This window comes from Asticcacaulis sp. MM231, assembly GCF_964186625.1.
Classification (GTDB): domain Bacteria; phylum Pseudomonadota; class Alphaproteobacteria; order Caulobacterales; family Caulobacteraceae; genus Asticcacaulis.
Map to the genome: position 1 here is coordinate 2,711,076 of NZ_OZ075108.1, position 25,872 is coordinate 2,736,947.

Consider the following 25,872-nt stretch of genomic DNA (forward strand, 5'->3'; position numbering starts at 1 on the left):
GATGGCTCGTAAACCCCGCACACCGAAGCCGCCTGTTGATTTTGTCGCGCCGGAAGGCTTGCCTCAGACTGAGCCCGATTTTGCGCCCGAACCCGAAACGCCCGCGCCCGCACCGAAACAACCGCGCAAGTCCCTTGATTGGCGCGACATTAGCTGGTCACGCGTGGCGCGCAATATCGCCTTTATCCTGTTAGGTTTCACCGTCCTGATCGGCGCGCTTCTGGCCGGGCTGAACACGCCGCCGGGCCGCCGTCTGCTGATCGAACTGGCCACCGGCATCAAGCTCAATTCCGGTCTGCAGATCGAGATCGGCGACATCGACGGCTCGCTTTACGGCGAAATGACCCTGCATGACGTCAAGGTGAAGGACCTCAAGGGTACCTTCATCCAGAGCCCGGCAATCCACCTTGACTGGCGCCCCTTCGGCTATCTCAACAAGCACGTCGATATCCGCGATGTCTCGACGCCGAAGATCGAAGTCCTGCGCCAGCCGGTGCTCAATCCGAGCGATACGCCCAAAAGCGATGGTCCGCTGCTGCCTGACCTCGATATAGATATCAACCGCCTGCGCATCGATGCTTTGGTGCTCGACAAGGCGGTCATGGGTGAAGCGCATACGATTGTGCTCAACGGTCAGGCGCACCTCAAGCGCCAGCGCATCAAGATCGACGCCCTGGCGCTCAGTGAGAAAGGCGATCACCTCAAGCTTGTGGTCGATGCCGCGCCAAATACCAATCAGCTCGATATCATGGCCGATCTCGACGCACCGGCCACGGGCATCGCCGCCACCCTGCTCAAGTTCGACAAGGCTTTCACCGCCAATCTGGGCGGCAAGGGCACCTGGAAACAGTGGAATGGCCGCGCGGTGGCCAATTTCGGCCCTGATAACCTGCTCGATCTCGGTGTGGTGGCGCAAAGCGGCGTCTTCCACGTCACGGGCACTGCCCATCCCGACCAGATCCTGACCGGCGACAGCGTGGCTCTGCTGCGCCCGGCCGTGCAGGTCGATCTGACCACAACCCTGAAAAACCGCGCGCTCGACAGCGTGGTGGCGCTCTCCACCGACGCTCTGCGCATAGACGCCAAGGGCGTAGTCGATCTCGCCTCGAACCATTTCCGCAAACTCGAACTGCATGCCCGCCTGCTCAAGCCGGACGTTCTGGGCAAGGATTTCACGGCGTCTGACCTGCACGCTGATCTGCTGGTTGATGGTGATTTCAAGACGCCACGTATTGATTATGACCTTGCCGCCAAGCGCTTCGATTTGGCGGGCATAAAGCTCACCGGCTTTGCCGCCAAGGGCCGCAGCCGCATGACCGAAACCGGCGTCATCGTGCCGGTCAAGGCCGAACTGACCTCACTGACCGGGATCGCCTCTCAGGTAGATCCGCTGCTGACGCATCTGAAACTTGATGGCGAGGTCCGTCTGGAGGACGGCAAGCTCTCCAGCAATACGATCCGCGTCACCTCCGACCGCATCAAGGCGACCACCACCCTGACCGGCGATCTTGGCAAAAGCCTGTTCGCCGCCGATGTGAAGGCGAACCTCAACGCTTACCCGGTCGAAGGCGTCGGAACGGTCAATCTATCGACCACCGCCCATGTGGGACTCAATCATGGCCGGGTCAGCGTCAAGGGCAACGCCAATGCCCAGACGACGAAGCTCAGCGACAGCCTGCAAGGCGTCCTGGGTGGCAATGCCAAGCTTTCCGGCGGTTATGCCTGCAGCGAAAACGGTGCGGTGGCCCTGACCAACCTGACCGGCAAGGCGCCGAAATTCACCCTGATCGGCGCCTCAGGCACCCTGACGAAAAACGGCGCGATCAACCTGAACGCCAGGGCCAATTCGCTCGACTATGGCCCGCTCGAAGCCGTGGCCTCGGGCACGCTCGATCACCCCAACGCCGTCATCAAGGCCGCCCACCCCGGCCTTGGCGTCAAGATGGTCGATGTCACGGCGCACCTTTCCAGCACGCCGGAAGGCTTCGCCCTGCTCGCCGATGGCGGCACGGCCTATGGTCCTTTCAACGCCGATGCCCTGGTCATGACCGGTTCGCCCCTGCGCATCGATATACAAAAGGCGACCTTCGCCGGCATCGACGCTTCCGGCCTGTTGACGCAAGAGTCTTCAGGTCCCTTCACCGGCACGCTGGCGATCAGCGGCTCCGGCCTCAAGGGCACGGCGGACCTGACCAGTCAGGGGGGTGATCAGGCCGCTGTGGTCAAAGCCACGGGCAATGACGTCAATATTCCCGGTGACATGAAAATCCATATCGGCCGCGCCATCATCGCCGCCAATATCGTGCTGCACGACCAGATGCAGCTCACTGCCGATGTCCAGATGGCTGATATGCGCTATCAGGATCTGGTTCTGGCCACCGGCCGCGCCAAGGTGGCCATGACCGGCGAACGCGGCACGGTACAGGCCGTCGCCACCGGCAAGAAGGACGTGCCGTTCAACATCGCCATCAACGGCACCCTTGCGCCGAACGTCTATACCTTCGCGGCGCAAGGCAAGGCCAACGACCTGCCCTTCCTTCTCGATCATCCGGCGGTCATCAAGAAAAGCGGCGATGACTGGGTGCTGGCGCCGGTCAAGGTCGTGCTGTCACAGGGCAGCATCGACCTGTCCGGTCGTTTTGGCGATACCCTCAAAGCGCACGCCCGTCTCAATAGTCTCGACCTGTCGCTGGCCAATCTCATACAGCAGGATCTGGGCCTGACCGGTACGGTCACCGGCGCCGTCGATTTCAGCCAGGCAGGCAATGCCTTTCCGACCGCCCGCGCCAACCTCAAGATCAGCCGCTTCTCACGCGCCAGCGCTGCCGTGGTGTCATCGCTGGTCGATATTGTGCTCGATGCCCGCCTCGATCCGGACCGCAGCCCGACCAACAACTATGTCCATGCCCTGATCCGGCAAGGCAACAGTGCGGTAGGCCGCGCCCAGATCGCCTTGTCGCCTGCCGCCGGCGGGGACTGGATCGCCGATATCAACGCCGCGCAGATCAGTGGCGGCGTGCGCTATAACGGCCCGTCGGGGGTGCTGTTCTCGCTGACCGGTATGCCGCGCCAGCAGCTATCCGGCGCCATCGCCATCGCCGCCGACGTCTCCGGCCAACTCAGCAATCCACGCCTCAACGGCGTTATCAAGGCCACCAGCCTGACCTATGACAACGAGGATTTCGGCACGCGCATCACCAGCATCGCGCTCGATGGCAAGTTCACCAATGACCGCCTCGAATTGACCAGCTTCTCCGGGCACGCCGGCGAAGGCACGGTCAAAGGCAATGGCTGGGTCAGTCTGGCCGCCGCGCAGAAGTTCCCGATGATGGTTCATGTCGATCTCAGCAATGCCCGCCTGGCGCGCAGTCAAGCGATCAACTCGACGGTTTCCGGCACGCTCGACATCACCAACAACGAGACGGATGGAGCGCTGATCAAGGGCAATCTGCGCCTGCCGCAACTCAGATATACCATTCTTAAGCAGACCGCATCTGAGGTCGCTGTACTCGATGGCGTGCGCCGAAAGGGTGAAAACGCCAATGCCGTAGCGACGGCCGACACCCTGCCCGCCCTCTGGCGGCTGGATATCCAAGCCCGCGCCGACAACCAGATTTTTGTTTCGGGCATGGGGCTGGCTTCGGAATGGTCGGCGCGCCTGCGCATCAACGGCACCACGCGCGATCCGCGCATTGTTGGTGAAATGAAGGTCGTACGTGGCAACTACACCTTTGCCGGTCGCTCGTTCGACATCGATTCCGGCACCATCACCTTCGATGGCGGCCCCGTCACCGATCCGGAAATTAGTCTTAGCGCCAGCGCCGATCTGCAGGATATCAAGGGCACCATCAAGGTGACAGGCTCAGCGCAGCGTCCGGATATCGCCTTCTCCTCCACACCCAGCCTGCCGCAGGATGAAATCCTGTCACGGATGCTGTTCGGCGAAAGCGTCGCCAACATCTCGGCTACCGAAGCGCTGCAACTGGCCTCGGCGGTCAACGGCCTCAATGGCGGCAAGGATTATCTCAATCCCCTCGGCGCGCTTCAGTCCGCCACCGGCATCGACCGCCTGCGCATCGTCGGCGCCGATACCACGACCGGCCGCGGCACGTCTCTGGCAGCGGGCAAGTACCTGACCAACAATGTCTATGTCGAGATCGTGACCGATACCAAGGGATTCATGGCCACACAGCTTGAGATCGCCCTGTCGCGCAGCTTGAGTATTCTGTCGCAAACCGGCAATGCCGGCACTGCGGCGAGCCTCAGATATTCAAAGGACTACTAGCGCAGGTTCTCCCCTGTGCGGACTGGTAACAGCTACCAATCCGACTTTCCGCCGCTCTTGGCCGTGACCTCGATACCTTCGAGCCGCATAGTCTTGTCGACCGCCTTGAGCATATCATAAAGCGTCAGTCCGGCCACGCTGACCGCCGTCAGGGCCTCCATCTCTACGCCGGTCTGCGAGGTCGTTTTGACCTCGGCCCTGATGTCGAAACCCGGCAGATCATGATTAACCGCAATCACCACCGCCACCTTGCTCAGCGCCAGAGGATGACATAGCGGAATCAGGTTGGAGGTCTGCTTGGCGGCCATGATGCCAGCCAGTTCGGCGGTGGATATCACCGCGCCTTTCGGCGTACGCCCTTCGAGTACCAGCGCCAACGTCTCAGCCGCGCAGACCAGCTTCCCTTGCGCCTTGGCTACACGCGCCGTCACGGCCTTATCCGACACATCGACCATACGGGCGCGTCCGGCGTCATCGAGGTGCGACAGGCTCATGGCTTACTCCAGCGTTGCAAATCTTCGGCGTCCTTGCCGGTCGGTTCGATCCAGCGGTCAATCTCGGGGCCGACTTCGCGCTTCCACAGCGCCGCCTCCGATTTCAGCCGGTCCATCATATAGTCCACCGCCTCAAAAGCTGCCCGCCGGTGCGCTGACGCCGCCGCCACAAACACCACCGGCTGGCCGGATTTCACCTCGGCGCAACGGTGTCGGATCACCAGCGCCGCGACGTCGAACCGCTCAGCCGCCATCTCGGCAATAGCCGTCATAGACGCCTCGGTCATACCGGGATACCAGTCGAGATAAAGGTAATCGACGATTGCGTCCTTCGCCGCTGCACGCACCACACCCGTAAAGGCGGTCACCGCGCCAAGGTGCCCGAAACACGCCAGAAACGCCGCATGCTCGTGAACAGGATCAAGCGTCTCAGGCAGGAGTTTTACATCTATATCCGCCATGATCATCCGCCTGAAAACACGGAGAAAAAGGCCACTTCGTCGCCATTCCGCAAAGCCTGGTCACCGCTCTGGATGACCTGATTGACGCTCATCAGCACTTTCGAATCGTCATCGCCGATAAACAGGCGTGCGCGCAAACTGAGCAGGCTTAGGCCCTCGGCAGGCAGGTCGATCAGCGTCCGACGCTGCCCCAGCGCATCGGCCACACGCCCAAAAAATAGTACGTCGATCATCGCCCGCGCCTCATATTCGCCACTTCATGCACAGACTTATGCGTCAGGTTGCATAAAATTGATCCACTCGCTTGTTATGGCCTTGATAAAACGATCATAACAAGCTCAATACGCACTGTCAGTATGCAGCGTCGAGCGATAATCCTAATCGTCACGGCGCTCCAGTTTTAATTAGGCGCCAGGGACATCCATGAGTTTGAACTATCGACTGCTTCGGTTTATGACCCGGCTGTCCTCCTTTGGTAAGAAAAACGGCACCATACCCCTGCCAGACCCGAGCGATCCCGCGTCGTTCAAGGTGCTGCTGCATCGTCCTCAGGTCCAGCTTGATACCGATGGCCTGAAAGGCTTTTACAGCGGAAAGCGTATTCTGGTGACCGGCGCCGGCGGCTCGATCGGTTCGGAAATCTGTAAACAGGTGCTGGCGCTTGGCGCCGAGCACGTCAGCCTGATCGATCACTCCGAACTGGCGCTCTATGAAATCGACCGCGCCATCAAGCTCGAATTTCCCAACAACGGAGCCGGCGAACGGGCGCGTCCGTTCCTGTGCAGTGTGCGCCGCAAGGAACGCATCGCCGCACTGGTCGCACAGCAGAAACCCGACGTCATCTTCCATGCCGCCGCCCTCAAGCATGTGCCGATGGTCGAGCTGAATCCGAGCGAGAGCGTGCTGACCAATGTGCTCGGTACGCAATATGTCATCGACGCGGCCAAGGCCGCAGGCGTCAAGCAACTGGTGCTGATCTCGTCGGACAAGGCCGTGGCGCCGTCATCGCTGATGGGCGCCACCAAGCGGCTGGCCGAACATCTGATCCGCACGCAGATTTCCGACACTCATCAGGCCTGCGTCGTGCGCTTTGGTAATGTGCTGGGTTCGACCGGCTCCGTGGTTCCGCTATTCAAGTCACAGATCGAGCGCGGCGGCCCAATCACCCTCACCGACCGCGACGTCGAGCGCTATTTCATGACCATTTTCGAGGCGGTTCAGCTTGTGCTCACCGCCGCCATGAACAATGCGAAGACGCCGGATCACAAGTCCGGCCTTTACATCCTTGAGATGGGCAAGCCGGTCAAGATCATGGATCTGGCGACGCGGATGATCAGGCTCTACGGCCTCAAGCCCGATAAGGATATCAAGATCACCTTCACAGGCTTACGCGAAGGCGAGAAAATCACCGAGGCACTGGTGGACGACAACGAAGTGCGTGAACTGGTGCTGCCGGGGATTTTCGAGGTGGTCAATCAGGTGCATGTGGCACCGGTTCCCGATGAGGTGATGCAGACCCTTTATGCGCTGGCACAGGAAGGCCACGACGCGCCGGCCAAGACCATGGTCTTCAATCTGGTCAATTCCCTGCGCGCCTAGCAGTCTGTCGGATTTAGCCAAATCCGACAGACTGCTAGGCAGGCGGGCATGAAAAAGCCGGCCTGACAGGATCAGGCCGGCTCAGCATTCAGGTGGCGCGGGGGAAAGCCAGCCTGAAATGTCGCTAGTCGATGTAGGGATCTTCAGCGTCGGGATCATCCGTCGTATGGAATTCATACCAGATGCCATTGAGAGCGCCGACAGCGACGGCCAGGCCGACGCCTAAGATCCAAGAAAAATACCACATGTGCTTAGTCCTGTGATGCGTGGGGAAGCTGGAGCCTCCCCTGTTTGATTAATAAAGATCGGGATTGGTGCGCAGGTCTTCTGTTTTGATCCGGCCAAACAGCACCTTGTAGACCCATGCGGTGTAGAACAGCACGATCGGCAGGAAGACCAGCGTCACCAGCAGCATGATGAACAAGGTCAGGTGCGAACTGGAGGCGTTCCAGACCAGCAGGCTGGAGTGTGCGTCCACGGTGCTGGGCAGGATGATCGGGAACATTGAGCAGCCAACGGTGCCGATAATGCCAACGATCGCCAGGGAAGAGCCACTGAAGGCCAGCCAGTCGCTGCGCAGACGTTGTCCGGCTATAGCGATAAGGGGACCGACAAAACCCAGCACAGGAGCCGCCCACATCCAGGGATACTTGGCGAAGTTGTTAAGCCAGGCACCAGCGGCCGGCACCACTTCGGTATGGATCGGATTGGACGGCGCGCCGGCGCTGACCGAACCCACGACGCTGAAGCCCAGGCCGGAGAAGCGGACGAACACATAACCGGCAGCGAAGAGCAGAATCACTGCCAGGGCGGCGAAGAGGCCAAAGCGCAAGGCCCGTTCACGTACAATGCCTTTTTCCAGCTTGAGGCCAAGCCAGGTCGAACCTTGCAGCACCAGCATGGCCACGGAGGTCAGACCGCATAGGACGGTGAAGGGAGAGAACAAGCCAAGCAGGCCACCGAGGAACATGTCATGATAGGTGGCGCGCAGATCGCTATCGAAACTGAAGGGCGCACCTTGCAGCACGTTGCCAATGGCCACGCCGAAGACGAGGGCTGGAATGAAGCCACCGGCGAACAGCGCCCAGTCCCAGTTGCGACGCCAAGCCTTGCCCGGACGCTTCGAGCGATACTTGAAGCCGACGGGACGCAGGATGAGGGCCGTCAGAACCAGAAACATGGCGAGGTAGAAACCGGAGAAGCTGACGGCGTAAACGAAGGGCCATGCCGCGAAGATGGCGCCGCCCCCCAGGATGAACCACACCTGATTGCCTTCCCATGTGGCACCCACCGTGTTGATGACGGCGCGGCGCTCGGAGTCGTTCTTGGCTACGAAGGGCAGCAGGGCCGCCACCCCCATGTCGAAGCCGTCCATGATGGCGAAACCTATCAGCAGCACGCCGACCAGGCCCCACCAGATAACCCTGAGGGTCATGTAGTCGAGAGGTAATTCCATTGGTGTAACTCCTTATTCCGCGGGGCCGACAACGGGCATGGCGGGGTCATCGGTGGGGCTGACTTCGGGATCATCGTGCATCCGGCCGAACTTGGCCTGATACGGTCCCTTTTTGATGGCGTGGATCATCAGATTGATCTCGATAACCGCCATGATGCCGTAGACCAGGGTGAAGCCGACAATCGTGCTCCATATCTGTCCCTTGGTCAGGCTGGATGCGCCCAGGAAAGTCGGCAGCACACCGTCCACCGCCCAGGGCTGACGGCCGATTTCAGCCAATACCCAGCCTGCTTCGATGGCGATCCAGGGAAAGGGAATGGCGATAATACAGGCCAGCAGGAACAGTCGGTTATTGTGCTTCTCGAACGTCACCATCAGGAAGGCGGTGGCGAACAGAAGGATAAAGGCAAAGCCCAGACCAGCCATGACGCGGAAGCTCCAGAACATCACCGGCACATTGGGGATGGTGTCGAGCGAAGCCTGCACAATCATCTGATTGGTGGCCATCCGCGGGTCAGCAACATATTTCTTAAGCAGCAAGGCGTAACCGAGATCGGACTTATGAGCCTCGAAAAGCGCGCGGGCTGCCAGATCTTCAGGATTGGACTTCAGCTTCTCGACCCCGTCATAGGCGATGATACCCGAACGGATGCGCTCCTCGGCTTTATCGGTCAGGTCAAGGATGCCGATGACCGGTTGATCGACGCTGCGCGTGGCGATCAGGCCCAGCACATAGGGGATCTTGACGTCAAAATCGGTGCGCTGTTCTTTCACATTGGGGATACCGAACACCGAGATGCCAGCCGGAGCCTTTTCTGTGTGCCACATGGATTCGAGTGCGGCGAGTTTCATCCGCTGGTTATCGGTCAGGGCGTAGCCGGATTCATCACCCAGCACGACAACCGACAGCGAAGACACCAGGCCGAAAGCGGCAGCTACGGCCATGGAGCGCTTGGCGACGCTGGTCCATTTGTTATTCCAGAGATAGATGGCCGAAACCCCCATTACGAAGACCGCTGCCAGCACGTAGCCGGCACTGACAGTGTGGACGAACTTGGCCTGCGCCACCGGATTGAACAGAACCTCCATGAAGTTGGTGACCTCCATCCGCATGGTGGCCGGATTGAATTCAGCCCCTGCAGGGTGCTGCATCCAGCCATTGGCGACAAGAATCCACAGGGCCGACAGATTGGTGCCGAGCGCGACCATAAAGGTCACCATCAGGTGCGCCGGTCGGGATAGTTTTTCCCAGCCGAAGAACATCAGGCCGACAAAGGTGGCTTCCAGGAAGAAGGCCATTAAGCCCTCGATCGCCAGAGGCGCGCCGAAAATATCGCCGACATAGTGCGAGTAATACGACCAGTTCATGCCGAACTCGAATTCCATGGTGAGGCCAGTTGCCACACCCAGAACGAAATTGATTCCGAACAAAAGCCCCCAGAAGCGGGTGATTGTGCGCCAGATTTCCTTGCGCGTAAGGACATACACGCTTTCCATGATCACCAGCATGAAGCTGAGACCAAGGGTGAGCGGTACGAAGAGAAAGTGATACATGGCAGTCAAGGCGAATTGCAGCCTTGAGAGTTCTACGGTACTGAGGTCCATCAGTCGTCCCCGATTAAAAAACTTCGCGTCTCTGGTGATGAAGACGCCTAAAATTCACGCTTAGCAATGCCTTTTCTCAACTCAAAAGGGAAATGGCACAGCTAAAACCATATAAATAATAAGGCTTAATTTTGCGCCGCACAACATCCAAGATGTCGCACCCTGACGCCGCAGCCGATACCGGTGACAGCCCGATCAAGCTGCGGAGACAGTTACGGGCATGGGCCAAAGCAGAGACGAAAACCCTGCGCCTCACCGGCTGGCTGGGTCTGGCGGAAGGCCTTTGCATCGCCGCTTTTGCCTGGGGCCTCAGCCATATGGTCAGCGACCTGTTCGGCCACCCCGAGACACTCAGCACCCTGTTGCCGGCGCTTCTCGTCACGGTGGCAGCGCTAGCTGTCCGCGCTGGTATAGGCCTTATAAACCAGAAGCTTAGCCTGAAAGCGGCGCGCAGCATCATCCGGCATATCCGCCTCGATATCATGGGCAAGGCCCTGGCCGGGCGGATCGACTCCGCTGAGCATCAGTCGCGCCTCAACGCCCTGTTTGAAGACAGCGAGGCGCTCGAAGGCTACTATGCCCGGTTCAGCCAGAGCGAGCTTCAGGCGCGCGTCCTGCCACTGGGCCTGCTTGCCCTGTTGGCGGTGGTCAGTCCGGTCAGCGCTGGTATTTTGCTGCTCACCCTGCTTCCGTTTGTCGCACTGATGGCGATCCTCGGCATGACCAGCGCCGACGCGTCGAAACGTCAGCTCGAGGCCCTGTCCCGACTGTCCAACCTGTTCGTCGATCGCATCAAGGCTTTGCCGCTGATCCTCAGTTTCGATGCGGGGCCGCGTCAGGTGCGCAGCGTCAGCCATGCCGCGCGCGATGTTGCCGAACGGACGCTGCGGGTGCTGAAGGTGGCTTTCGTGACCTCAGCCGTGCTCGAATTTTTCAGCGCGCTCAGCGTGGCCCTCATCGCCATCTATTGTGGCTTTTATCTGCTCGGCGAACTGCCCTTCCATTCGCCGGAAATCCTGACCTTTCCGGCCGCCTTCTTCGTTCTGGCCCTGGCGCCCGAGGTATATGCGCCGATGCGCCGCTTAGCCGCCGCCTATCACGATCGACAAACGGCCATGGCCGCGACGCAAAGGCTTATCGCGTTAGACATTCTGCCGGAAACCACACCTGCCGCGCCGCTTATCAGCGCGCCGGAAATCATCTATCAGGATGTGATCTGTGGCTTTGCCGACGATCCCGATTTCCGCATCGGGCCGGTCAGCTTTACCGCCCGTCCGGGTCAGGTTATCGCCCTGCGCGGGCCGACAGGTTCGGGCAAGACGACGCTTCTGCGCCTGTTATTTGGCTATGGGCACAAAATCTCCGGCGACATCCTGATCAAGGGTGAAAGCGCAGGCGATATCAGCGCCAGTATCGCCTGGGTATCGCAAAATCCACCCATACTCTCCGGTACCCTCGCCGACAACCTGACCTTGGCCAATCGTGCCGCAACGGAGGCCGATATCGCGCAGGCCATCACAGACTTTCATCTGGAAGGGTTGGTCACCACGCGCGACAAGGCGCTGCTGCACGATCTCAACGAACGCGGCTCCGGCCTGTCCGGTGGCGAAAGGCGCAAACTTGGCCTCGCCCGCGCCGCCTTGAAAGATGCGCCGATCCTTCTGCTCGATGAACCCACCGCCGATCTCAACTCAGCCGCCGAAGATGACCTGATCCGTTTGCTGCCGGCGCTGTTCGAGGGCCGCACCGTCATTCTTTCCAGCCATTCGCCAAAGCTTTGCGCCCTCGCCGACCTCGTGGTGGATATCACATGACCTTCGCCGATTTCTTCAAAACCCTCAAAACGACCTACGGCTCTCGCCTGTTTCTCACGGCCGTCTTTGCGGCAGGTGTCAGTATTTCCGCTGTCAGCCTGCTGGGGATTTCCGGCTGGTTCCTGACCGGAGCGGCCGTGGCCGGGGCTGGCGGCGTTCTTCTGGCGCAGGGCTTTAACTACCTGTTGCCGAGCGCCGCCATTCGCTTCTTCGCCATTACCCGCACCATCCTGCGCTATGGTGAGCGTTATACCGGCCACTCGGCGGCGCTCCGGGCCATGGCCGATCTGCGCCCGGCCTTGCTGACGCGCGTGATCAACGCGCAGCCTGAAATAACCTTGCGCTTAAGCCGCGGCGAAGCCTCCAGCCGCTTTATTCAGGACGTCAGCGCCCTCGAAAACGCGCTGGTGATGCAGAGCGCGCCCATCGCCGGCCTTGCCGGTATGGTGACGGCCCTGATCTTGACCGCGCTGGCCGGACTATGGGGCGCCCTTGTTCTGCTCGTCTTCATGGCCATTGCCCTGGCCGGCAGTATATGGATACACCGCCGCATCAACGATAACAGCGCTTCGGAACAGGCGGCCATGGGCGCGGTGAAGGCGCGCTTCTTCGCCCTGATGACCTTACTGCCGGATATCCGCGCCTATGATCTGCGCAAGCCTCTGCTGATGGAGCTAGAGACGCTGGAGACCGCCTTGGTCGAGGCCCGCACCCGCGTTATCGGCAAGGATGCGCTCAGCAACGCCTGGACCACAGGGTTGACCGGGCTCGCCCTCGCCTGCGTCGCCATGGCTGCCCTGGGCCAGCCTCTGGCGCATATGGCGCTGGCGATCCTGGCCGCCAGCATGGGCTTTGAGAGTCTCGGCATCCTGATCAAGGCTATAGCGCAGAAGGACGGATTCGATCAGGCTCGCGTGCGCGTCGCCGACATCTACGACCAGCCGCAGGTTTCTGCCCCGCTTGGGTTTGAGACGCCGGCTTTCAGCTTCAAGGGGGAAACGATCAGGCTCGACAGCACCTTGCGCCTGCGCATCGACGGCCCCTCCGGCAGTGGCAAGACGCGCCTGATCGAGACCTTGATGGGATTGCAAAAAGTGGAAGGTCTGGAGGTTCACTCAAGCCGGGATCAGTTTTCACTCTGTCCGCAGGACGCCGGCCTGATCACCGGCACGATCCGCGACAACCTGCTGATGGCCTTTTCCGACGAAGCCCTGAAAGGCTTGAGCCAAGCCGCGCGAGAAACGGCTCTTTTCGGCGCATTGGAAGTCGCCTGCCTGTCTAACCGTGTAAAGGCCTTGCCAAAAGGCCTCGATACCTGGATCGGCGATGGTGGCGTCACGCTTTCGGGTGGCGAGCGCAAACGCCTCGCTCTCGCGCGCAGCCTGCTGCGCGAGGCGCCGATCCTTATTCTTGATGAACCGACCGAAGGGCTCGACCTTGCCACCGAAGCTCAAGTGGTCGGAAATCTGGCGAAGCATCTGTCTGAAAAGCGGCAGGGCCTGATACTGATCAGTCACCGCGAAGGGCCGCGCGTTTTGACGGACCATATCCTGTCGGTTTAGAGCGTGTTCCGATCTGATTTTTTTTGTTATGACGCGCTTTCCGAAAAGTGCGTCACACTTTTCGGAAAGCGCTCTAAGCCTTCGCACCGTAAGCGGCGAAAAAGACAAAGATTGCCGCCTCAACCTCGGCCGCGATCTCGGCATCCGTTGGCACCGGGATAAAGTTGAGCAGGCGCGCCTTGATCATGCGACCATGGATCAGCGAGGTGAACTGATGCGCCGCCACCATAACGTCCGGCATGGTCAATTCACCGCGATCCTTGGCCTTTTGCATGTAATCGGCCAGCATACGCGCTCCTTGCATAGGGCCACTTTCATAGAACTCGCGGCCGATAGCGGGTGATTTGGAGCTTTCCGCAGAAATGACACGCCAGTTTTGCAGGATCTGTTCTGCGGTAAAGGCGCGCAGATAGCCCTTGCCAAAAGCGGTCAGTACGGTGCGGGCATCGCCATCCCCGATCAGCAGGGCAGCAATATTACCGCGATGCTGGGCGCAGGTACGCTGCACATAGGCCAGGAACAACTCTTCTTTGCTCTTGAAGTAGTTATAGAGCGTACCCTTTGAGCCACCGAGCCTGGCAGCGATCGAGGACATCGACGCGCTGGCATAGCCTTCGGTCAGGAATATCTCAGACGCAACATCGAGAATTGCTTCGCGGCGCCCCTCACCGCTCATACGGCCTTTGCCCTCAATCGTCTTGGTCAGCTTGGTATCCATGGTCTGTACGCCTGTAACCTCTCGTTTTGCTCTGCGGAAATAATTAAGAACCGTACTGTATGGTCAGTTGACATATACAGCGCATAGGACTATGTGTCCACAAGAAATGACCATACCGTACGGTTATTTCAAGGGCCTCCACCCTAAAGACGTATTCAGAGACGTATAATGATACATGACCGTTCCTCCTCTTCATTAAAGCCACGCAGCGCAGTCGCCATCACCGCCTTGCTGGCGGCTGTTGCCTTGAGCGCCTGCACCACGATCCCGCAGAGTGCGCCATTCGCATCTGAGCCCAGCCAGGCCAAGAAGGTCAACCCCATCGATTCCGTGAACGGAGAATTATGGTGGAAAGGGCTTGGCGACGCCCAATTGCAGACCCTGCTCACTCAGGCCTTCAACAATTCGCCCTCTTTGGCCATGGCCGAGGCACGTCTCAATCAGGCCCAGGCCGCCGTGTCACAATTCCGCGCCAGCAGCGCTCCGCAGGTCGGGCTTAACGCCACCGCCTATGAAGGCAAGCAGAGCTACAACTACCTCTTCCCAAAGGAAGCCGTGCCGCAGGGCTATAAGGACTATGGTCAGGCCACGCTGAGCTTCAACTGGGAACTGGATTTCTGGGGTAAAAACCGCGCAGCTATCGCCGCCGCCAGCACCAACGCTCAGGCCGCCGCCGCCGATGCTGCCCAGGCCCGACTGGTGCTTTCCACCGCCATTGCCAATGCCTATATCGAGCTTGACCGCCTGTATCAGGAACGCGATCTGGCCGAGCGTGCCGTCGCCATCCGTCAGGACAGCGCCCATCTGGTGCAGCAAAAGCTCGATAACGGTGTCAGCAACCAGGCCCAGAACGAACAGGCCAGAGCAGGCATCTATGCTGCGCAGGCCGATCTCGACGCGCTAGATGAGCAGATCGATCTCAACAAGCACCTGATCGCCATGCTGACCGGCGCCGCACCCGATTTCGCCGCCACGCTCAAGCGCCCTGCCCTCGCCGCCACCCCTGAGGCCTTCGGCGCCGTGCCGGAGCGCATCGATCTCAACCTGATCGGCCGCCGTCCTGACGTCATCGCCGCCCGCTGGCGCGCCGAGGCCGCTTCGGCCCATATCAAGCAAGCCCACGCCGCCTTCTACCCCAATATCAACCTGGCCGCCTATGTCGGCGGACAAGCCTTAGGCCTTAACAAGCTGTTCTCTTCCGGCTCAGATATCGGCCAGGTCGGCCCGGCCATCAGCCTGCCCCTGTTTGATGGCGGTGCGCTGAAGGCCAATCTCAAATCGGCCGAATCCGAACACGCTCTGGCCATCGCCAGCTACAATCAGGATGTCCTCGTCGCCATGCAGCAGGTAGCCGACACCCTGACCAGCCAGAAGGCGCTGAAATCAAGGCTCGACAATTCCGAGCAGGCCCTGACCGCTTACGAAAAGGCCTATAGCCTGTCGAAGCTGCGCTATGATGGCGGCCTGTCGGATTACACCACCCTGCTGGTGGCCGAGCAAAGCCTGCTTAACCAGCGCCGTGTCGTCGCCGACCTGCGCAGCCGCGCCCTGACCCTTGACGTCGCCCTGATCAAGTCCCTTGGCGGGACCTATGCGGGCAATACCGACACCTCCACGAATTAAGCTCTTAAAAACAGAGATTTGCACATGCCCGATACCGCCCAAGCCACTGACAAGGTTCAGTCTTCCGCCCCCAAGCCTGTGGCCACCGCCACAGGCGACGCCAATCGCAAACGCCTGCTGACCTATCTCGGCATCGCCGTCGTCATCGGCGCTGTCACCTATGGCGCCTATTACGGCCTCGTCGCCTCGCATTACGTCTCGACCGACAACGCCTATGTCGGCACCGACACGGCGCAGGTCAATGCTCTGGTCTCCGGACCGGTGGCCACGATCGTCGTTTCGGAAACACAGGTGGTGAAGGCCGGCGACGTGCTGCTCACCATTGATGACGCCGACGCGAAGATCGCCGTGGCGCAGGCCAAGGCCGCCCTCGCTTTGGCGCAGCGCCATGTGCAAGGCTATTATGCCAGCGACGAAGCCCTCGCCGGTCAGGTCGGCGCCAGTCAGGCCGAGGTGGCCCGCGCCACCGCCATGATCGCTTCGGCGCAATCGGGGCTCGATAACGCCAAGACCGAACTGACCCGCCGACAAAACCTGGCTCAATCCGGCGCCGTGTCGCAGGAAGAACTGACCACAGCCCAGAACGCCTATACCCAGGCCCAGGCCGCCTACAACACCGCCGTCGCCAACCGCGCCTCGGCCGTGGCCGGCGTTCAGGCCGCGGGCGGCCAGCGCGCCACCAATGCGGCGCAGTTCACCGGCGCCAGCGCTGACCAAAACCCCGAAGTACTGGCAGCCCAAGCCAAACTCGACGCCGCCAATCTGGCGCTCGAACGCACCGTAGTGCGCGCACCCACCGATGGCATCGTCGCCCGGAAGGCCGTCCAGGTCGGCCAGCAGGTCGCCGTCGGCACACCCCTGATGACCGTCGTGCCAACCGCACGCGCCTATGTCGACGCCAACTTCAAGGAAGGCCAGCTCAGGAAGGTCATCCCTGGCCAGACGGTTGAGCTGCATTCCGACCTGTATGGCAAGAGCGTCACCTATCACGGCACGGTCCGCGGTATTTCCGGTGGTACGGGTTCGGCCTTCTCGCTGATCCCGGCCCAGAACGCTTCGGGCAACTGGATCAAGGTGGTCCAGCGCCTGCCTGTCCGCATCGACCTCGATCCGAAGGAACTGGCCGCGCACCCCTTGCGCGTTGGCCTCTCGATGGATGCCGAAATCGATACACGTAAGTAAATCAGTACGGTTGAATGCCCCTCCCCCCAACCCTCTCCCCGCTCTCGCAGGGAGAGGGGGCTATTAGCACCGTCAGGCCCCCTCGCCCCGTTTACGGGGAGAGGGTTGGGGTGAGGGGCCGCTCTTCTTTTTAGAGGCTCCACTATGTCCTCCTCCGCTGCGCCCGCCACGGGTGCACCCGCCTTTCCCGCGCCCATGACCGGCAGCCTGCTGGCCATCACCGCACTAGCCCTGGCGCTCGGCACCTTCATGCAGGTGCTCGACGGCACCATCGCGAACGTGTCGGTGCCGACCATCGCCGGCGATCTCGGCGTCTCGACCTCGCAAGGCACCTGGGTCATCACCTCGTTCGCGGTATCCAACGGCATATCCGTGCCCCTCACCGGCTGGCTGATGGGGCGATACGGTGTGGTGAAGACCTTCACCGCCTCGGTGCTTTTGTTCACCATCGCCTCCTTCCTTTGCGGCATCGCCTGGAACATCAACTCGCTGATCTTCTTCCGCATCCTGCAAGGCGCGGTGTCTGGCCCGATGATCCCCGGCTCACAAGCCCTGCTGATGATGATCTTCCCGCCCAATAAACGCGGCACAGCCCTGGCGATCTGGTCGATGACGACGCTGGTGGCCCCAATCTGCGGGCCGATTCTGGGGGGCTATATCTCCGATAACTTCACGTGGCCGTGGATCTTCTTCATCAACCTGCCGGTCGGCGCCTTCTGCGCCTTCTTCTGCTGGCGTGGCATGGCTTCACGCGAAACCCCGACCTATCAGCGCCCGATCGATCGCACAGGCTTTGCCCTGCTTGTCATCTGGGTCGGCGCCCTGCAGGTCATGCTCGACACCGGCAAGGACGTCGACTGGTTCAACTCGCCGGCCATCGTGGTAGAAACCCTTGTCGCCATCATAGCCTTCATCGCCTGGGTGATCTGGGAACTGAACGACAAGAACCCGATGGTGGACTTAAGCTTCTTCAAGACGCGCAATTTCGCCTTCGGTACGCTGGTGCTCTGTGTGGCCTACGCCATCTTTTTCGGCGCCAACCTCTTGATGCCTTTATGGCTGCAAACCAATATGGGCTATATCGCCACCTGGGCCGGCCTGGTGGCCGCGCCTTCGGGCATAATCGCCGTCATCCTGACGCCGTTTGCCGCCCGGATGCTCAACCGTTATGACGCGCGCATCCTCGGCACGGTATCACTGGTGCTGTTCGCCCTGTCCTTCTTCATGCGCTCGCTCTACACCACCGAGGCCAGCTTCTTCCAACTGATGCTGCCCACCCTCGTCATGGGTGCGGCGATGAGCTTCTTCTTCATCTCCTTCATCAGCATCGGACTGAACGGCATTCCGCCCGAGCGCGTGCCGGCCGCCTCCGGCCTGTCGAACTTCGCTCGCATCATCGCCGGTTCGTTCGCCGCTTCGCTGGTGACCACTATTTGGGAGCGCAGCGAAAGCCAGCACCAGACGCGTCTGGCTGAGATTATGGGCGGGCCCGGCAATCCAGGCAATACTGGGGGCGGGGGTGGTTTTAGCGAGCCAATGAGTGATGCTCTGAACCAGGCGACTCAATACGGCCTGACCACCGCTCAAGGTATCAGTGTAATCGTTCGGCAGGTGTCATCGCAGGCCTTCCTTCTGGCTACGGTCGATCTGTTTCGCATCTCGTCGATCATCATCATCCTGCTGATCCCGGCCGTTTGGCTGTGCCGCAAGACCCTGGTCACCGGCCCGGTTACACACGCAGCGGATTAAGGCAGGTTGATCCACAGATTAAGAGACGCGTTCGCGCTGTTGCGTCCCTGAAGCCTTCGCGACGTGTTTCTGAACAAGGTTGGCGGCGCAAGTGCGCCGATCTTAATCTGTTTAATCTGTGGATCACCTTTCTTCTCTTGCATCAAAAGTCTCCTCGCGGCATAGCCGGTGGCAAACCTAACGGAGACTACACATGATCGCTCTCGCCCTGCATGGCGGTGCCGGTGCCAAGGCCGGCCGCGACTATTCCGTCGAAATCGCCAATATGCGCGAGATAGCGCAATTCGCCCGTGACAGCTTGCTTAATGGTGCGAAAGCCTTCGATATCGTCACCGAAGTGGTCCGCCAGCTTGAAGATTCCGGCCTCTATGTCGCGGGCAAAGGCGCCTCGCCCAACGCTGCCGGTTTCTATGAACTCGACGCCAGCCTGATGAATGGCGCCGACCGCGCTTGCGGCGCGGTCACCGCCCTGCAAGGTTTCGCCAATCCGGTTCTGGTGGCGCGCGCCGTTATGGAAAAGACCCCGCACGTTATGCTGGCCGGCGAAGGCGCAGGCCTCTTTGCTCACGAGCAGGGTTTTGAGCCCATCGCCGACGAGGCCGAGTATTTCACTCGCGCCGGCCGCTTCGAATCCAACCACCCGCCTGGCACATTGGCTCACGGGACGGTCGGCTGCGTCTGTCTCGACAGCTACGGCCACCTCGCCGCCGCCACCTCAACCGCCGGCGTCTTCGGTAAACTGCCCGGTCGCGTCGGCGACACGCCGATCATCGGGGCCGGCACCTGGGCCGATGGCCAGACCGCTGTGTCCTGCACCGGTCAGGGCGAATACTTCATCCGCGTCAACGCGTCAGCGCAACTGGCCTTCCGCCACGCCGGCGGACAGGCGCTCGGCGAAGCCGCCGACGCCACCTTACAGCAAATCGTCAATATGGGTGGCGAAGGCGGCCTGATCGCCCTCAATGCCAAGGGCGAGGTCATCGTCCCCTTTCGCTCGCAAGGCATGAAGCGCGCCTGGTTCTCAGGCGACAGCGAGATCGTTTCCGAAGCTTTCTAAACGCAAAGCTTGGCGAGATTAGAGATATCGACATCGGCGGGGGCATCCTTCCAGATGTCGATACCTTTTTCTTTCGCCGTGCGCTCAATCAGTAATTGCTCGCCCCGGTGCTCGCTCGGCGCGCTATAGGCCGGATCGCTCTGTGCCTGATCGAGCGTGACGAAACGGGCACCGGCAGCCTCGAACGTATCGAGCACCTGCGGCAGCATCTGCGCGGTAAAGGCGCCTTCGTGGATCAGCAGGACGTGCGGAATTGCCGGCCGTAAACCTTTTCCGAACCGCTCAGCCCCCGCGCAATGGAGGCCTTCACGCCCAACATATATTGCGCTTTCATCGTTTCAATCGTCGCCGCATCGCCCTTGGCCATGCAGCGCGCATAGGTGTCGGTATAGGCCCAGTCGTTAAAGCTCATGGTGACGTCGGCGATGCGGTAGTTGTGCGCTTTCAGCCAGTCCATGATGCCACTGTGCAGCGCCGGATCTGTGCCGGCATTGAGGAAGGGAAAGCGCAGCACGCGCCAGTCTTCACCCTTCATCAGCTCGGCCAGGACGGGCTCATTGCCCATCAGGTCGCCTTCGAAGGCCTCAAGCCCGCCGGCATTGATGTTCATATGGCTATAGCCATGATTGCCGAGCGGATAACCCGCCGCGCGCCACATCTTCAGCACCTCGGCGCTCGACGGATCTGCCTTGATATGGATAGCATTGATGAAGCCATAGACACCCGACACCTTATGCGCCTTGAGCGCCGCCAGATAGTCCCGCGCTACATCGACCCGGCTGACGCCCGGCGGCACCGCGCCATGCGACGGCAGGTCATCGACCGTGATGGCGACCTCGAAACCTTTCGGCGCTTCGGCGAATACGGGAAACGCATTTAAGGCGCAGATAGTGGCAAGGGTGACAAAGGCGTTTTTCATACTCTCTCCCGGAACAGGCCCGCTCGTTGAAACGGTTCGGGGCCGCTAGCCTTACCATGCTCCGGAAGCGCCACCTTGGCAAGGATCAGCTATCCAGACGAAAAAGCTTTGTCATTTATCGTCGGATGACCAGCCCAAAAGGTATTATTTCTCGGGATAATGACGAAATTGGAATTGAAAGTGCACGACGGCAGGCATATAGTTTCACAAGATATCATCACATTGGAAACCATCATGCCTTCCCATCTGCTGGCCCGCCCCCATCTTTTCGATGCGCTTGATGATCGGCCGCTCGACGCCATGCTGACCTTGCTCCATTTGCTGCGCAACGATCCGCGGGCCAACAAGATTGATCTAGGCATTGGCGTGTATGGCGATGACAACGGCCACACGCCGGTTATGCAGGCCGTCAAGATGGCCGAACGCAACCTGATCGAGACGCAAAGCAGCAAGGCCTATCTGGCCGCCGAGGGCGACGCGCATTTTATAGACTTGCTGACGCAACGAGTTTTGGGCACCGCTGAGGACAGCCGCTATTGCGGCGTACAGACGCCCGGCGGCACAGGTGCCCTGCGCCTGGCAGCCGAACTGATCCACAAGGCCAATCCGGAAGCGTGCGTCTGGTTGGGTACGCCGACCTGGATCAATCACCATGCCCTGATCCGCTCCGCCGGTCTGCACATCCTCGAACACCCGTTCTTCGATCAGGCCACGCAGACCGTGCTGTTCGATGAGATGATGACCGCACTGGAAAGCGCCCGCACCGGCGACGTGCTGTTGCTGCACGCCTGCTGCCATAACCCGACCGGCGCGGACTTCACGCCCGCTCAGTGGCGTACCATCGGCGAACTGGTTAGCCGCAAGGGCCTGATCCCGCTGATCGACATCGCCTATCAGGGCTTGGGGCAAGGCATGGAGGCCGACGCCGACGCCATGCGCACCCTGCTCGACAGCGTGCCGGAAGCGATCATCGCCGCGTCTTGTTCCAAGAATTTCGGCCTTTACCGCGAACGCATCGGCGCCTTGTGGGTCAAGGCCGACAGCGCCACCGCCGCCCTGCGTGCGCGTGGTAATCTGATCCTGATCGCGCGCGCCATGTGGTCGATGCCGCCCGATCACGGCGCCGCGGTTGTGCGCACCATCCTCAATTCGACCGACCTGACGCAAATCTGGCTCACCGAGCTTGAACAGATGCGCACCCGCCTCAACACCATGCGTGCCGAACTGGCGAAAGCCGTGCCGCAACTGGCTTCGGTGGCGCAGCAAAGCGGCATGTTTGCACTCTTGCCCTTAAACCGCGAAGCCGTGGCCGACCTGCGCGTTAAGCATGGCATCTACATGGTGGAAAACGGTCGCATGAACATCGCCGGTCTGCAAGCGGGCAACCTGCCGCGCTTCGCCGCTGCGCTGAAACCCTATCTGCAAGGAGCCCAACATGAACGATAATCCTCTAGGTCTCAATGGTTTCGCGTTTGTCGAGTTCACAGGCCCCGACACCACCGCCATGGCACGTCAACTGGAGATGATGGGATTCGTCGCCGCTTCGTGTCACCCTGAGCGCGACATCGTGCGCTATAAGCAGGGCACAATCAACTTCCTGCTCAACACCTCAGCCAGTCCGCAAGCGAAAGAATTTGCCGCGCACCATGGCCCTTCGGCCAATGGCATGGGGTTCCGCGTCACCGATGCCGCCAAAGCCTATGATCTGGCGCTGAAAAGCGGCGCCGTCGCCTACGATGCCGCCCAAGGCGCGCTCGGAGCCGGCAGCTATGTGCTGCAAGGCATCGGCGGATCGCTGCTCTATCTCATCGACCACGATCTCTATGCTGACTGGATCGCCATCGAAGGCGCAGAAGAGGCGGAGGCAGCCAACAGCGTTGGTTTCCAAGTGCTTGATCACCTGACACACAATGTGGCGCGCGGCCAGATGCGTACCTGGTCCAGCTTCTACGCCCAGATTTTCGGCTTTGAAGAGCAGAAGTATTTCAACATCAAGGGACAAGCGACCGGCCTGTTCTCGCAAGCCATGATCGCGCCCGACGGCGCCATCCGCATCCCGCTCAACGAGAGCCAGGACGACACCAGCCAGATCGAGGAATTCCTGCGCCAGTACAAAGGCGAAGGCATCCAGCATATCGCGCTGACCACCGACAACATCTACGATACGGTCGAAATGCTGCGCGCCCGCGGCGTGAAGCTCCAGGATACGATCGAGACCTATTACGATCTGATCGATAAGCGCGTGCCTGGCCACGGTGAGGATCTGCAACGCCTTAAGGCCAACCGCATTCTGATCGATGGCGATGTCGAGAGCGAAGGCATTTTGCTGCAGATCTTTACTGAGAACACCTTCGGGCCGATCTTCTTCGAAGTTATCCAGCGCAAGGGGAATCAGGGCTTTGGCAATGGCAATTTCCAGGCGCTGTTTGAATCGATTGAACTTGATCAGATCCGTCGCGGGGTTATCAAGGTGGCTTAAGACTTAAGACGCAGGAACATCTGCACCTCCCCGCTTGTCGGGGAGGTGGACCATTGCGCTGCAATGGTGCTGGGTATTTTGCTTCTACAGGGAGACAACAATGACAGAAAACCCTGCGTACATGACCGGCTTCGGCAACCATGTCTCCACCGAGGCTATACCCGGCGCCTTGCCGATCGGGCAAAACTCACCTCAGGCCGTGCCTTTCGGGCTCTATGCCGAACAGCTTTCCGGCTCGGCCTTCACCGCGCCTCGCAACGACAACCGGCGTTCGTGGCTCTACCGTCTGCGCCCGTCAGCCAGCCATGCGCCTTTCATCCCCTATCGTGACGCCCCCACCTTCGCCGCGCCGACGCCCAACCGTCTGCGCTGGTCACCGCTGACCGCACCCGTCGCGCCCGTCGATTTCATCGACGGCCTGATCACCTACGCCGGCAATGGCGATGCCACGGCCCAGACCGGCGTGGCCATCCACCTCTATGCCGCCAACCGTTCGATGAATTGCGCCTTCTTCAATGCCGATGGTGAATGGCTTATCGTGCCGCAATCGGGTCGGCTGGTCATTTTCACAGAGATGGGCGTCCTGAAAGTCGGACCGCTCCAGATCGCCGTAATTCCGCGTGGCGTGAAATTTCGCGTTGCCCTGCCTGAAGGCCATGCCGCGGGCTATATTCTGGAAAACTACGGCCATCCTTTCCGCCTGCCCCATCTGGGCCCTATCGGCGCCAACGGACTGGCCAACCCACGCGATTTCGAGACACCGGTCGCCGCCTTCGAGGATATCGACGGCGATTATGAACTGCTGCAAAAATACGCCGGCAGACTATGGACGACGCGGACCGATCATTCGCCGCTCGATGTCGTGGCGTGGCACGGCAATCTGGCGCCCTATCGTTATGATCTCAGGCGCTTTAACACCATCAACACGGTCAGTTTCGACCATCCCGATCCGTCGATCTTCACCGTCCTGACCTCGCCGTCTGAAACACCCGGTACCGCCAATGCCGATTTCGTCATCTTCCCGCCGCGCTGGATGGTGGCCGAACACACCTTTCGCCCGCCCTGGTTCCACCGCAATATTATGAGCGAATTCATGGGCCTGATCACTGGCGCCTATGACGCCAAGGCCGATGGCTTCGCAGCCGGAGGGGCCTCCTTGCACAACTGCATGAACGGTCATGGCCCCGACAAGGCCAGTTTTGAAGCCGCGATTGCTGCGGATCTGAAACCGCACAAGATCGACGGCACCATGGCCTTCATGTTCGAGACACGCCTGCCCCTTATCCCCACCACGCATGCGATGGAAACACCACTGTTGCAGAGCGATTACGACCAGTGCTGGGACAATTTCAAAAAGGCCGATTTGCCGAAAAAGTAAGAAAGTTTATCCACAGATTGCACAGATTATGCGGGCGCTACCGCACCCTTTCCGCGTTTGTTGCAGCTTATCGTGTGAAAATGCAAACTGACGCTTCGCGTCGTCATAGCGCTATTGTCGTTTCGCACACCGAGGGCCCGGTAGCGCCCGCATAATCTGTGCAATCTGTGGATCCCCTAAACAACCTACGCGCCGCAAGCGCTGGAGCCAGAATGATAGACGCGACACACGATCCGAAACTGACCTCATGGGTGGCCAGCGCCAGCGGGCATAGGGATTTCCCGATCCAGAACCTGCCGTTTGGCCTGTTCAGCCCTGCGAATGAAGCGCCGCGCGCCGGTGTTGCCATCGGTGATGAGATCATCGAGTTACAGGCGCTGGTGGCGGCCGGCCTGCGGCAGGACAGCGTGACGCTGGATCAGGTTCTCGCCACGCCAGCTTTACGCAAAAGCCTGCGCCAGCAAATGTCGCAATTACTTAGCGATCCGCGCCATGCCGATTCCGCCGAACCCTATCTGCATAGCGCCACCGACTGCACCCTACATCTGCCGACGCACATTGGCGACTATACTGACTTCTACGCCGGCATCCATCATGCGGTGACGGTCGGCAAGCTGTTCCGGCCTGATAATCCCCTGCTGCCCAACTACAAGCACGTGCCGATCGGCTATCATGGCCGCGCCTCATCGATCCACCCGACCGACGCAACGGTTATCCGCCCCAAGGGCCAGACCAAAGCGCCCGACGCCGAAGCCCCATCCTTCGGACCCAGCAAGCGACTTGATTTTGAGCTGGAGCTGGGGATCTGGATCGGTCAGGGTAATGATCTCGGCATGCCTGTCGATATCGGCGATGCTGCGCACCATATCGCGGGCTATTGCCTGCTCAACGACTGGTCAGCGCGTGATTTTCAGGCCTGGGAGTACCAGCCACTCGGTCCCTTCCTCGCCAAGAACTTCATGACCACGATCTCGCCGTGGATCATCACGCCGGAGGCCATGGCGCCCTTCCGTCAGGCGCAACAAGCACGCCCGGAAGGTGATCCCAAGCCCCTGCCCTATCTGTGGGACGAGGCCGATCAGGCCACGGGCGCGCTGGGGCTCAAGCTGGACGTTCTGATCCAGACCGAAGCCATGCGGGCGCAAAACCTGCCGCCCTATAGTTTGAGCCAAAGCGAGGCGCGCCATATGTACTGGACGGCGGCGCAACTGGTCACACATCACGCCAGCAATGGCTGCAACCTGCAAACCGGTGATCTGCTTGGCACCGGCACGATCTCAGGCCCCACACCCGACAGCGCCGGCAGCCTGCTCGAATTGTCCGAAGGCGGTAAAAAGCCCGTGATCCTGCCGTCAGACGAGACGCGCACCTTTCTTGAAGACCATGATGAGCTTATCTTAAGAGCACGCGCTGAGGCTGACGGTTTTGTCAGCATCGGATTTGGGGACTGCCGCGGGCGCATAGCGCCTGCCAGATAAGAACAAAGGCGAG

General features: G+C 60.4%; 21 protein-coding genes. 12 read left to right on the top strand and 9 right to left on the bottom strand.

Annotation, left to right across the window (positions count from 1 at the left end):
• Nucleotide 1: 1 nt before the first annotated feature.
• Nucleotides 2-4,285, top strand: coding sequence for a translocation/assembly module TamB domain-containing protein (locus ABQ278_RS13320; RefSeq protein WP_349320023.1), 4,284 nt, complete (start codon nt 2-4; stop codon nt 4,283-4,285).
• A 32-nt stretch (nt 4,286-4,317) separates the two neighbouring features.
• Here ABQ278_RS13320 and moaC read toward each other — a convergent pair whose 3' ends face one another.
• The 3 genes from moaC to ABQ278_RS13335 are packed head-to-tail and all read right to left on the bottom strand — an operon-like array spanning nt 4,318 to nt 5,473.
• Entirely contained in the window at nt 4,318-4,779 is a 462-nt protein-coding gene (moaC, locus tag ABQ278_RS13325) for a cyclic pyranopterin monophosphate synthase MoaC (protein WP_349320024.1), read from the bottom strand.
• Nucleotides 4,776-5,240 carry a molybdenum cofactor biosynthesis protein MoaE gene (locus tag ABQ278_RS13330; RefSeq protein WP_349320025.1) on the bottom strand — a complete coding sequence of 155 codons (465 nt, stop codon included), beginning with the start codon at nt 5,238-5,240 and terminating at the stop codon, nt 4,776-4,778. Before ABQ278_RS13330 ends, moaC begins: the two co-directional genes overlap by 4 nt.
• 2 nt (nt 5,241-5,242) lie before the next feature.
• Nucleotides 5,243-5,473 (bottom strand): MoaD/ThiS family protein, encoded by a 231-nt coding sequence (locus tag ABQ278_RS13335; protein WP_349320026.1) that lies wholly within the window; start codon nt 5,471-5,473, stop codon nt 5,243-5,245.
• Nucleotides 5,474-5,693: 220 nt separating this feature from the next.
• Here ABQ278_RS13335 and ABQ278_RS13340 point away from each other — a divergent pair, with 220 nt between their 5' ends.
• A complete protein-coding gene (locus ABQ278_RS13340; protein ID WP_349320027.1) occupies nt 5,694-6,839 on the top strand; it encodes a polysaccharide biosynthesis protein in 1,146 nt (381 codons plus the stop codon).
• Nucleotides 6,840-6,963: 124 nt separating this feature from the next.
• On the opposite strand, the gene cydX is transcribed toward ABQ278_RS13340, so the two are convergent.
• The 3 genes from cydX to ABQ278_RS13355 are packed head-to-tail and all read right to left on the bottom strand — an operon-like array spanning nt 6,964 to nt 9,900.
• Nucleotides 6,964-7,086, bottom strand: coding sequence for a cytochrome bd-I oxidase subunit CydX (gene cydX / locus ABQ278_RS13345; protein ID WP_018082178.1), 123 nt, complete (start codon nt 7,084-7,086; stop codon nt 6,964-6,966).
• Nucleotides 7,087-7,134: 48 nt separating this feature from the next.
• A complete protein-coding gene (gene cydB, locus ABQ278_RS13350) occupies nt 7,135-8,295 on the bottom strand; it encodes a cytochrome d ubiquinol oxidase subunit II (RefSeq protein ID WP_349320028.1) in 1,161 nt (386 codons plus the stop codon).
• Nucleotides 8,296-8,307: 12 nt separating this feature from the next.
• Nucleotides 8,308-9,900, bottom strand: coding sequence for a cytochrome ubiquinol oxidase subunit I (locus ABQ278_RS13355; RefSeq protein ID WP_349320029.1), 1,593 nt, complete (start codon nt 9,898-9,900; stop codon nt 8,308-8,310).
• A gap of 131 nt (nt 9,901-10,031) precedes the next feature.
• On the opposite strand from ABQ278_RS13355, the gene ABQ278_RS13360 reads away from it, so the two are divergent.
• Nucleotides 10,032-11,714 (top strand): ATP-binding cassette domain-containing protein, encoded by a 1,683-nt coding sequence (locus ABQ278_RS13360; protein WP_349320030.1) that lies wholly within the window; start codon nt 10,032-10,034, stop codon nt 11,712-11,714.
• On the top strand, nt 11,711-13,276 hold the full coding sequence (locus tag ABQ278_RS13365; protein WP_349320031.1) for an ATP-binding cassette domain-containing protein: 1,566 nt from the start codon (nt 11,711-11,713) through the stop codon (nt 13,274-13,276). Before ABQ278_RS13360 ends, ABQ278_RS13365 begins: the two co-directional genes overlap by 4 nt.
• A 73-nt stretch (nt 13,277-13,349) precedes the next feature.
• Here the strand turns inward: ABQ278_RS13365 and ABQ278_RS13370 are convergent, their stop codons facing one another.
• Nucleotides 13,350-13,994: a TetR/AcrR family transcriptional regulator gene (locus ABQ278_RS13370; protein ID WP_349320032.1), complete on the bottom strand. Its 645-nt coding sequence runs from the start codon at nt 13,992-13,994 to the stop codon at nt 13,350-13,352.
• Between the two features lie 168 nt (nt 13,995-14,162).
• Between ABQ278_RS13370 and ABQ278_RS13375 the strand changes: the two genes are divergently transcribed.
• The 4 genes from ABQ278_RS13375 (at nt 14,163) to ABQ278_RS13390 (ending at nt 19,605) form a co-directional block, all read left to right on the top strand.
• On the top strand, nt 14,163-15,617 hold the full coding sequence (locus tag ABQ278_RS13375; RefSeq protein WP_349320033.1) for an efflux transporter outer membrane subunit: 1,455 nt from the start codon (nt 14,163-14,165) through the stop codon (nt 15,615-15,617).
• Between the two features lie 24 nt (nt 15,618-15,641).
• Nucleotides 15,642-16,799 carry an HlyD family efflux transporter periplasmic adaptor subunit gene (locus ABQ278_RS13380; protein WP_349320034.1) on the top strand — a complete coding sequence of 386 codons (1,158 nt, stop codon included), beginning with the start codon at nt 15,642-15,644 and terminating at the stop codon, nt 16,797-16,799.
• Nucleotides 16,800-16,943: 144 nt separating this feature from the next.
• Nucleotides 16,944-18,548: a DHA2 family efflux MFS transporter permease subunit gene (locus ABQ278_RS13385; protein WP_349320035.1), complete on the top strand. Its 1,605-nt coding sequence runs from the start codon at nt 16,944-16,946 to the stop codon at nt 18,546-18,548.
• A 193-nt stretch (nt 18,549-18,741) separates the two neighbouring features.
• Nucleotides 18,742-19,605: an isoaspartyl peptidase/L-asparaginase gene (locus tag ABQ278_RS13390; RefSeq protein WP_349320036.1), complete on the top strand. Its 864-nt coding sequence runs from the start codon at nt 18,742-18,744 to the stop codon at nt 19,603-19,605.
• Here ABQ278_RS13390 and ABQ278_RS13395 read toward each other — a convergent pair.
• The gene (locus tag ABQ278_RS13395) at nt 19,602-19,814 is read right to left on the bottom strand and encodes a hypothetical protein (RefSeq protein WP_349320037.1); all 213 of its coding nucleotides are present in this window, start codon (nt 19,812-19,814) and stop codon (nt 19,602-19,604) included. The genes ABQ278_RS13390 and ABQ278_RS13395 overlap by 4 nt on opposite strands.
• Nucleotides 19,815-19,840: 26 nt before the next feature.
• Complete coding sequence (locus ABQ278_RS13400; protein WP_349320038.1) at nt 19,841-20,524, bottom strand: polysaccharide deacetylase family protein; 684 nt, start codon at nt 20,522-20,524, stop codon at nt 19,841-19,843.
• Nucleotides 20,525-20,758: 234 nt separating this feature from the next.
• Between ABQ278_RS13400 and ABQ278_RS13405 the strand changes: the two genes are divergently transcribed.
• The 4 genes from ABQ278_RS13405 (at nt 20,759) to fahA (ending at nt 25,859) form a co-directional block, all read left to right on the top strand.
• Entirely contained in the window at nt 20,759-21,970 is a 1,212-nt protein-coding gene (locus ABQ278_RS13405) for an amino acid aminotransferase (RefSeq protein ID WP_349320039.1), read from the top strand.
• Nucleotides 21,960-23,003 (top strand): 4-hydroxyphenylpyruvate dioxygenase, encoded by a 1,044-nt coding sequence (hppD, locus tag ABQ278_RS13410; RefSeq protein ID WP_349320040.1) that lies wholly within the window; start codon nt 21,960-21,962, stop codon nt 23,001-23,003. The genes ABQ278_RS13405 and hppD overlap by 11 nt, the downstream gene beginning before the upstream one ends.
• Before the next feature lie 100 nt (nt 23,004-23,103).
• Nucleotides 23,104-24,381: a homogentisate 1,2-dioxygenase gene (hmgA, locus tag ABQ278_RS13415; RefSeq protein ID WP_349320041.1), complete on the top strand. Its 1,278-nt coding sequence runs from the start codon at nt 23,104-23,106 to the stop codon at nt 24,379-24,381.
• 212 nt (nt 24,382-24,593) lie between these two features.
• On the top strand, nt 24,594-25,859 hold the full coding sequence (gene fahA / locus ABQ278_RS13420; protein WP_349320042.1) for a fumarylacetoacetase: 1,266 nt from the start codon (nt 24,594-24,596) through the stop codon (nt 25,857-25,859).
• Nucleotides 25,860-25,872: the final 13 nt, after the last annotated feature.